General features: G+C 64.0%; 12 protein-coding genes. 2 read left to right on the top strand and 10 right to left on the bottom strand.

The window, feature by feature from the left end; all coding sequences use genetic code 11:
- On the bottom strand, nucleotides 1–1,602 hold a 1,602-nt coding region (locus tag A3764_RS15275; RefSeq protein WP_067951731.1), incomplete at its 3' end, for a hypothetical protein.
- Nucleotides 1,603–1,635: 33 nt separating this feature from the next.
- Complete coding sequence (locus A3764_RS15270; protein ID WP_067920923.1) at nucleotides 1,636–2,262, bottom strand: DnaJ domain-containing protein; 627 nt, start codon at nucleotides 2,260–2,262, stop codon at nucleotides 1,636–1,638.
- Nucleotides 2,263–2,336: 74 nt separating this feature from the next.
- Between A3764_RS15270 and A3764_RS15265 the strand changes: the two genes are divergently transcribed.
- A complete protein-coding gene (locus tag A3764_RS15265) occupies nucleotides 2,337–2,594 on the top strand; it encodes a BolA family protein (protein WP_067920920.1) in 258 nt (85 codons plus the stop codon).
- 6 nt (nucleotides 2,595–2,600) lie between these two features.
- Here A3764_RS15265 and A3764_RS26050 read toward each other — a convergent pair whose 3' ends face one another.
- From A3764_RS26050 to A3764_RS15240, 6 genes are all read right to left on the bottom strand, one after another.
- On the bottom strand, nucleotides 2,601–3,044 hold the full coding sequence (locus A3764_RS26050) for a DUF4177 domain-containing protein (protein ID WP_443069387.1): 444 nt from the start codon (nucleotides 3,042–3,044) through the stop codon (nucleotides 2,601–2,603).
- Nucleotides 3,045–3,278: 234 nt separating this feature from the next.
- The gene (locus A3764_RS15255; RefSeq protein WP_067920918.1) at nucleotides 3,279–3,758 is read right to left on the bottom strand and encodes a thioesterase family protein; all 480 of its coding nucleotides are present in this window, start codon (nucleotides 3,756–3,758) and stop codon (nucleotides 3,279–3,281) included.
- A 46-nt stretch (nucleotides 3,759–3,804) separates the two neighbouring features.
- Complete coding sequence (locus tag A3764_RS26260; protein WP_269084757.1) at nucleotides 3,805–3,930, bottom strand: hypothetical protein; 126 nt, start codon at nucleotides 3,928–3,930, stop codon at nucleotides 3,805–3,807.
- Nucleotides 3,917–4,156, bottom strand: a complete 240-nt coding sequence (locus tag A3764_RS15250) for a hypothetical protein (protein WP_067920916.1) — start codon at nucleotides 4,154–4,156, stop codon at nucleotides 3,917–3,919. The genes A3764_RS26260 and A3764_RS15250 overlap by 14 nt, the downstream gene beginning before the upstream one ends.
- Nucleotides 4,153–5,742 carry an Asp-tRNA(Asn)/Glu-tRNA(Gln) amidotransferase subunit GatB gene (gene gatB, locus A3764_RS15245; protein ID WP_067920914.1) on the bottom strand — a complete coding sequence of 530 codons (1,590 nt, stop codon included), beginning with the start codon at nucleotides 5,740–5,742 and terminating at the stop codon, nucleotides 4,153–4,155. The genes A3764_RS15250 and gatB overlap by 4 nt, the downstream gene beginning before the upstream one ends.
- A 79-nt stretch (nucleotides 5,743–5,821) precedes the next feature.
- Nucleotides 5,822–7,123 (bottom strand): hypothetical protein, encoded by a 1,302-nt coding sequence (locus A3764_RS15240; protein ID WP_236628210.1) that lies wholly within the window; start codon nucleotides 7,121–7,123, stop codon nucleotides 5,822–5,824.
- Nucleotides 7,124–7,337: 214 nt separating this feature from the next.
- On the opposite strand from A3764_RS15240, the gene A3764_RS15235 reads away from it, so the two are divergent.
- Complete coding sequence (locus tag A3764_RS15235) at nucleotides 7,338–8,126, top strand: transglycosylase SLT domain-containing protein (RefSeq protein ID WP_236628209.1); 789 nt, start codon at nucleotides 7,338–7,340, stop codon at nucleotides 8,124–8,126.
- 8 nt (nucleotides 8,127–8,134) lie between these two features.
- On the opposite strand, the gene A3764_RS15230 is transcribed toward A3764_RS15235, so the two are convergent.
- Together A3764_RS15230 and A3764_RS25225 are read right to left on the bottom strand one after the other, a co-directional pair.
- Entirely contained in the window at nucleotides 8,135–8,575 is a 441-nt protein-coding gene (locus A3764_RS15230; protein WP_067920910.1) for a hypothetical protein, read from the bottom strand.
- Nucleotides 8,568–8,702 (bottom strand): aminopeptidase N C-terminal domain-containing protein (locus tag A3764_RS25225; protein ID WP_161487499.1); only part of this gene is annotated, 135 nt, incomplete at its 5' end. The genes A3764_RS15230 and A3764_RS25225, both read right to left, overlap by 8 nt.

Below are 8,702 nucleotides of genomic sequence, written 5' to 3'. Positions count from 1 at the left end.
CGCCCGGGCCTGTGCCAGCGACAGGCGCAGCCGCAGCTGGGGCAGCTCCGCCGTCTCGCCCAGTTGTTCGAGACAATCGTGCAGGCCCTTCAAACTCCAGACGTTGTCGGGGTGCACGCAGGCACGCGGCAACCCGGGAACGAGGCCCAGATCCTCGCGGTAGACCTGTGCCGCCTCTTCCGCATGGCCCTGTTCCAGCAAGAGCGCGCCCAAGGCGTGGCGGGTGGGCTGCATCCAGCCCCATGGCTCGTCATAGGGCAGCCCGTCGTCAAGGCGCACGGCCTCCCGCAGTGAAGCGAAGGCGGCGTCGAAATTGCCCCGGCGATATTCCAGCTCACCGCGCAGCATGGCATCGGCGATCTCCAGCAGGTCCACCGTGCGCACGTTATGCAGCAGGCGCGTCTCCGGCACCTTGGCGCGTGCGGCCTGAAAGCGTTCTTCCTGCGCCGTCGCCTCTTCGACCCGCCCCAGCGAGGCCAGTGCCAGCGCCTTGGCGTATTCGATGAAGGCCACCCGCACGCAATAAAGCGTCCGGTCCTCGGGCAGGGGCAGGGCCAGAATCTCCTCCCATCGGCCAAAGCGGATCAGGACATGCGGCTCCATGGCGAGAATGGTCTCGAAATAATCGGCCATGGGCGGGGAGGTGATTTCCAGCATCGCCTTGGGCGAGGTTTCCGCCATCTCGCGCACCGCGGCAAGGGCGGGGGCCATCTGGCCCAGATACATCGCTCCGCTCATGACGAAGTGGTAATTGTGCTGCCGGTAGCCTGAATAGACGTTGAAGGCGCCGTTTTCGGCATAATATTTCAGGTCCGCCGCAATGGCGCGCCGGTTCCAGCGCACAACCTTTTCGTAATCGCCGCAAAGCACGTCGATATGCGTGGGCATATGGATCAGATGGCCCGCGTCCGGCACCAGATCGCGCAGCGCATCCGCTGCCTTCAGGGCCTTTTCCGGCTCGGGCGACATTTCCATCAGGTGGATATAGAGATGCAGCAACCCGGGGTGGGACATGCCCCCGGGGCGGGCCAGATGCCGTTCCAGCACCCGCTGACATTCGAGCGTTTCCGCCTGCCGGGGCACACCGCCCGCGTCGATGTCCCACATCTTCCACGGGCTGAGGTTCATCAGCGCCTCGGCGAAGATCGTGGCGACCTCCGCGTCATCGGGAAATGCCGCGTGAACCTGCCGCATCGCATCGGCGAAGTCCCGGTCCCAGCCGGATTGATCCTCGATCGGGGTGGCTTGGGGATAGCGCGCGGGCAGGGCGCGGATCAGCGCCGCTTCGACGGGGCTGACATTGTCCAGACCGGCAAGCGCGGCCTGCGTGGCGTCCCATGCGAGCGACAGCGCCTTGGCCTTTGTCCGTGCATCGAAAAGCGACCACGGCATGTTGTAGTTGGGCCCCGCCGCATAGGCGATGCCCCAATGCGCCATCGTGCAGTCCGGCGCTTCATCCAGCGCACGGCGATAGCAGACGATGGCCTCTTCGTGGTTGTAACCGTAGGTCCAGTTCAGCCCGCGATCGAACCAGACCTGCGCCCCGGCGGAGGCACCCGAAACGGGGCGGCTGTGGAGGCCGAGGTCATAGGGATACGCCATCTCGGCTCCTTCGCCAGTCAGTCCTTGAATCAGTCAGTCCTTGAAGTTGCGGCTGCCCTTGATCTGATCCCATGCCCAGACCACCTGCTGCAGCTGCTCTTCCTGGCTGCGGTCGCCGCCGTTCATGTCGGGGTGAAGGATCTTGATCAGCGCCTTGTAGGCTTTGCGCACCTCGGGCTTGGTCCAGCTGTCCTTCGCTTCAAGAATTTCCAGCGCGCGCCGTTCGGTGGGGGGCAGGCGGCGGCCCGCCTGCTGCCCGCGCCCGGGGTTCTGCGTCGCGTTCTTGCCCAGCACCTGATGCGGATCCTCGATGCCGAGCCGCGCCCAGGCCCGCGCCTCCGGATCGCCCAGCGGCTTGGTCGAGCGTTCCCAGACCTTGTCCTTGGACATCTGGGCATTCAATTCCGCTTCGGTCGTGCCGTCGAAGAAGTTCCACTTCAGATTGTATTCCCGTACGTGCTGCTGACAGAACCAATAATAATCATCCAGCACATCGGGTGCTTTGGGCGCGCGGTACTTTCCCGGTTCCTGACAATCGGGGTGATCGCAGACCCGCGTGGACGTCTCCGAAGCGCCCGACATGCCGCGACGGCCACGGGGGTTTTTCTTTTTCGACGACGACACGGACATGTCGAATCCGAAGGGATCAGCTTTGGGCATACAGGGTACCTTTCCGACTCAGGCGGGTGAGTTTAGACGGATGGGACAGAGATTGAAGGGGCGGCGGCAAAAAAATGTCAGTAACAGCAGAGATCACGGACCGGTTGGAGCAAGCGTTCGAACCGCGCGAATTGCAGGTGGTGGACGATAGCGAAAGCCACCGGGGACACGGCGGTTATCGCGAGGGCGGGGAGAGCCATTTCAACGTGCGCATCCGGTCGGCGCGCTTCAAGGGGATGAGCCGGATCGCCCGTCACCGGGCCGTGCATGATGCGCTGGGTCGCGACCTCATGGGGCGCATCCATGCACTGGCGCTGGATCTCGGCGACTGAGCAGGCTCAATCCGATTTTTTCGAATTGCCCTCGGGGTCGGGTTTCAGGGAGGCGGCGACCCCTTTGAACCGCGCGGTAACGGTATCGGGATCCTCATCTTCCGCCGCGGGTTTGTCGTGACCGTCGAGTGGGGCGGAGTGATCGTGGCCATCGGCGCCATCTGCCTTTTTGGCGTCGCCGCCAGGCTTTTCGGCGTCAGTGGAGGCGGCCGCCCCATCGGTCTTTTCGGCCCGTGGTTCCGCAGGCGGGTCTTCCATCATGTCGGCGGGCATCGCCCGGGGGGAGGGCAGCAGCTCGGGGGCGAAAGCATCGGCGTCATTCTCGCGCAGGCGACGGAAGATCAGCACGTTGCGCCATTCGGTGGTGGACGAAGCGATGCCGCTGCGTTCGATGCTGGGCAAGGTCTCGGCGCGCTGATATTCCCAGCCGTAACATGAAAGGCTGTTCATAAGCTCTTGCAAGGCATGGGAAAATCGCGCTTCCGCCCCCTTTACTCCCTTGGCCTTGACGCCCTTGTTCGGGGCAGGAACAACTTTGTATTCGTAACGGGGCATGGGGTAACCTCAGCAACAGACGCCCGCTTTTATAGGCGAGTGATGCGATGATTGGAACTGCCGGAACGGTACCGAAACGTAAAATTCGCGCCCGATTGTGCGGCTTGGGCCTGATGCTGGTCGGGCGCTTCAGCCCGCCTTGCGACGGCGGATCCCGATGCTGCGCCCGGCCCTTTCGGGGCGTGGCAGCTTTGCGTGATCCTCTGCCATCCGGCCAAGGTTGGCCCGGATATGCGGGGGCATCTCGGCGACGCGGGGGCCGGACTGGTCCACATGCAGCGTCAGCCCTTCGGCGGTTGCGGCAAGCCAGCCATCGGCGTGGTAAAGCTCCTGATAGGTGTGGAACCGCTTCGCGTCATGGTCGAGGATTTGGAGCGTGACGAAAACTTCATCGTTTTCATGAAGTTCCCGGACGTAGCAGACATGAAATTCGGCGACATATGTGGTGCAGCCGGTCTTTTGATAGTCCGGTCCGAAGCCCAGAAGCTCATAGGCCTGATCGACGGAAGTATCGAACAGGACGTTGTAATACGCCATGTTGAGATGACCGTTGAAATCGATCCACTCTGGGCGCACCCGCATCATTGACGAACGGAAAGGCGCTGACATCAGGAGGCGCGTTCCGCGATCCGGTGACCTGCCCGCAAATCAGCCTTCATTCGCTGCGCGATCCGTCAGCGGCATCGCGTTCAAGCCGGTGCGCCGAATGGCGGGCCAGCAGAACCCCCACCCCGGCGAGGCCGAGAGCGAAGAGGGGTACGAAAATTTCATAGGCCGTCATCGCCGACCTCCCTTTCCAGATACCTCAGAATATAGTGCGCCGCGCCGTGAAGTGCCAGCCCCGTCGCGATCCAGACCACGAGGAACGGATCGCTCACCACCCTGCCTTCGACCAGCGGGCGCAGCAAGGCCACCCCCAGAAAGCCGAGGCCCAGCGTGTTGAAGAACCCGGCAAAGAGCTTCACCCGTTCGTTATGGATGGACAGCCTGTCGCGCCGCCGCTTCATCCGTTCAGCTTGGCCGCCACGATTTCATTGACCGCCTTGGGGTTCGCTTTGCCACCGGTCGCCTTCATGACCTGCCCCACGAACCAGCCCGCCAGCTTGGGGTTCTGCTTGGCCTTTTCGACCTGCGCAGGGTTGGCGGCGATGATGTCATCCACGGCCTGTTCGATGGCGCCCGTGTCCGTCACCTGCTTCATGCCCCGATCCTCGACGATCTGCGCCGGGTCGCCGCCTTCGGTATAGACGATTTCGAACAGGTCCTTGCCGATCTTGCCGGAAATGTCGCCCTTGGCGATTAACAGAAGAATTCCAGCTAATTGTTCGGGGCTGACGGGGCTCTCGCTGATGTCATGATCTTCCTTTTTGAGCCGTCCAAATAGATCATTAATGACCCAATTGGCGGCGTATTTCGCTTCGACCATTGGTAATTTCGGAAGGGGATTGTCAGTATCCATTCGTTCTGCTGTCTTGACCAATACCTCACCGGATTGGTCAATCGCCGACAGCACATTCTTAAAATAGTCTGCCGAAGCAACTTCGGCCGTCAGCACGGATGCGTCATAGTCCGACAGGCCGAAATCGGCGATGAAGCGCGCCTTTTTCGCGTCGGGCAATTCGGGCAGGTTGGCGGCGATGTCATCCACCCATCCCTGTTCGATCTCTAACGGCAACAGGTCGGGGTCGGGGAAGTAGCGGTAGTCATGCGCCTCTTCCTTCGACCGCATGGAACGGGTTTCCTGCTTGTCCGGATCGAAGAGCCGCGTTTCCTGCACCACTTCGCCGCCTGCCTCGACGATGGCGATCTGGCGCTTCGCCTCGACTTCGATGGCTTGCTGTATGAACCGCATGGAGTTCATGTTCTTGATCTCGCACCGTGTGCCGAGATGCGAAAAGTCCTGCGTTTCCTGATATTTCTCATAGGCGCCCGGGCGGCAGATCGACACGTTCACATCGGCCCGCATGGCGCCTGACTGCATGTCGCCGTTACAGGTGCCCAGATAACGCAGGATCTGGCGCAGCTTGCCCAGATAGGCGGCGGCTTCTTCGGGGCCGCGAATGTCCGGGCGGCTGACGATTTCCATCAGCGCCACGCCGGTTCGGTTGAGATCCACGAATGACATGTTGGGGTCCATGTCGTGGATGGATTTACCGGCGTCCTGTTCGATGTGGATGCGTTCCACCCGCACCAGACGTGCCGTGCCGTCGCCCATTTCGACCAGCACTTCGCCTTCGCCCACGATGGGTTCGTAAAGCTGGCTAATCTGGTAGCCCTGCGGCAGGTCGGGATAGAAGTAGTTCTTCCGGTCGAAGGCGGACTTCAGGTTGATCTTGGCCTTGAGACCCAGCCCGGTGCGCACCGCCTGTTCGACACAGAATTCGTTGATCACCGGCAGCATCCCCGGCATCGCGGCATCCACGAAGGCCACATTGGAATTGGGCTCTGCGCCGAATTTCGTGGAAGCACCGGAAAAGAGCTTTGCCTGCGAAGATATCTGGGCATGGACCTCCATGCCGATGACCAGTTCCCAGTCGTGCTTGGCACCCGCGATGGTGCGCGCCTTGGGCGTGTCATATGTCAGGTCGAGCATGGGAACCTCGTGCGTCAGGGATCGCTGGAGGTCATAGGACAGGGGGCCGAGTGCTGCAAGGGGCGGCGGCGTGGCCCGATCAGGCGGCGCGGGTTTCCGGCCCGGTTTCGGTGAAGACGACGCGTTTGCCCGCCGCGATTTCGCCCTGGAAGAGCGAGGTGATGATGCGCATGGCGTCATCCCGGCCCGAGGCGGCAAAGCGCGTCGGGCACTGGACCCGCAGGTTGTTGTCGAATCCGCGCGCGGCGTGGGCCCAGATCATCGGATGCAGTTCCGTCAGATGCTCGCGCACGATCCAGCCCGCGCAATCGGCGATCTGGGCGCGTACATGGTCTGCATGATCGTTGCCGGAAAAGGCCTGACCGATGCTGTTGGCGCAATAGGCGGCCAGCAGGTTGGTGGTATAGGGATCGGGGCGGCGGTTCAGGATGTCGTGCAACCCTTCGACAAAGAACGGCAGATCGAGCCGCGCGCAGGCTTCGTCATCGCAGGAGATGGCGTCGAACTGCACCCATGTATAGCCCCCGGCACCCCAGACCGCCTGCGTACGTGATGCGGTGCGGCGGGCTTCCAGCTCCAGCTCTGCATAGCTGCCGTACCAGCGTGGCAGCAGGTGGTTGCCCATGGCGCGCATGGGGCGCGGGTTTTCGGGGTTGAGGTCGATGAGCCGTTCGTAGCGGTCGGCCACGGCGCGCCCGTCCGTAGCGCTGCCGCCCAAGAGGGCGCATTGCGTCGCGGCCAGCAGGGGGGAGGTCGCGGCTTCGTCCGCGAAGGGGGCGAGGATTTCCTCGGCCCGTTCGAAATGGGCGGCAAAGGCGGCACGGTTGCGGGCGGGGACCTCCACGTCCCAGCCGGTGCCGCGCCATGCCCAGCCAAGATCCATATGGGCCTGGGCCACGATGGCGGCGACGACGTAATCCTCGGGGCTGTCTTCGAGCACAAGTTCGAGATCCTCGATCCCGGCCAGAAGGGGCGCGTTGCGGTCAGGCCGACCGTCGATCAACGCATGTTCGGCGGCAAGCACCACATCCGCGCGCGCGCCATAGGCCATGAGTTCGGCGATGGACATGGCTCCCGGCGTCAGGCTGCGCTTGGCGTCGGCTGCACGGATAGTCCGGGAGAGCTCGGCCCAGCGTTCCTGCCGCACGAGGCGCAGCGCCACGGCCTGATGATGATCACGGGCTTCGTCCTCCGCCGTCGGATCGGGGCAGGCGATCTGCAGAATGCTGCCCCCGCCGGCGCGTACCGCTGCCACCGCCTGCTGCGCGAGGACGGGATGCACCTCTTGCTCCACCGCGCGCACAGGTCGGGCGCCCCGCGGCGCTCTGAACGCGGCGAAACACTGGTGCAGACGATCGGCGATCTGGCGGCTTGGGAACATCGGACACGTACCTGTACTTCAACTGCTGGCCTTTGGGCGGCCTTTGCAACAGGCTAGGTTCGGTTTGGGGCGCGAACATGGCGCCCGCAGGACGTAATCGCGGTTTCACAGGGGCGTTCCCCTCGCGGGCAGACGCGCGCATTTCCGCCGCCCGGCGGATGCGCGAGATTCCATGAGCTTGCATTCATCGCGGGCCGGGCCGCATATTGCCCCGATGAAAAACCTATTCATCGCAGGGATGCTGGCGCTGTTGCCGGTTCAGGTGCTGGCGGAGGCCAAGGGCGTGCTGCGACCGCAGCTTCGCCCCGACAGGAACCTTGAGCGGGCGATCGATACGCCGCCCGTTGTGGGACCGGCGCCCGTGGCGCTGGAACCCCGACCGGCCTTTCCGGGAGAGGCGGAAAAACCGCAACTCGCCACGGCGGCGCCCATCGCGATCAGCGCGCTGCGCCCCCCTGCGCGGCCCGGTCACATCCCGCGAACCCGCTGGCAGCACAAACGCGGCCATGCGCTCTGGACCCGGGCGGCGCTGGCCGCGCTCAAGAATCATGGCCGCCCGCTGGTGGACATGGTGCCGGCGGATGTCGAGTTCTGGTGCCCGGCCTATCCGATGCAATCCCACGGCAACCGCCGTGCCTTCTGGGTCGGTTTCATGTCGGCGCTGGCCAAGCATGAAAGCACTTACAAGGCGGCCGCTGTCGGGGGCGGGGGGCGCTGGTACGGGCTGCTGCAGATACTGCCCGCCACCGCGCGGGGCTACAAATGCAACGTAGGCACCGGCGATGCCCTGAAAAACGGCGCGGCAAATCTGAGCTGTGCGGTCCGGATCCTTGCCGTGACGGTACCGCGCGACGGCGTGATCTATGGTCGGGGCGGGCGCGGCGTCGCGGCGGACTGGGGCCCCATGCGCAATGCCCGCAAACGGGTCGACATGGCGAACTGGCTGAAACGCCAAAGTTACTGCATGCCGCTCAATGCGACGCGGCCCCGCGCCCGGCCCTGAGGGCGGGCCTATTGCATCAGCGAGAAATGATGCCGCTCCGTGGTGATCCCGGCGTCGGTAAGCGCGTCTTCGAACTTTCGGTGCGGGGGCGTGCATTGCGGCGGAATACGTAGCCGCAAACCGTTCTTCAGCCGCACCGTCATCCGCACGCTGAGGTCAAGCCTCGTGTCCATCCGCATCCGATCGATGTCCCGCAGCGGAACCTCCACCTCCCGCGTCTCCGTGCGCCAGGATAGCGCCTCGCGGGTGAGGGTGAGGCTGCTCTGCGTATTCCGCCACAGATCCCACAAGGCCGGTAGCGTGAAGAGGGCGGGCAGCGCCAGCACCAGCGAGGATGCGTCCCAGAAGACCCATGCGAAACCCATCGCCGCCCAGACCCCCGCGACCGCCAGTGCCGTCGCGCGGTTGCGCGCCTGCCGCCGATAGGTCAGCAGCGGGGCTTCAGCCACCCCGGATCCGGGTCAGCATCTCCGTCGTGTCGCGGCTGAGGTCGGGCGTGGCAAGGATGCGGGCGACTTCAGCACGGATCATGTTGCGCCGGTCGGCGTCATAGCGGCGCCATGTCTGGAAGGCGGC

Source organism: Sulfitobacter sp. HI0129 (assembly GCF_001635395.1).
GTDB lineage: Bacteria > Pseudomonadota > Alphaproteobacteria > Rhodobacterales > Rhodobacteraceae > Sulfitobacter.
This window is presented reverse-complemented; position numbering and strand designations above follow the sequence as displayed.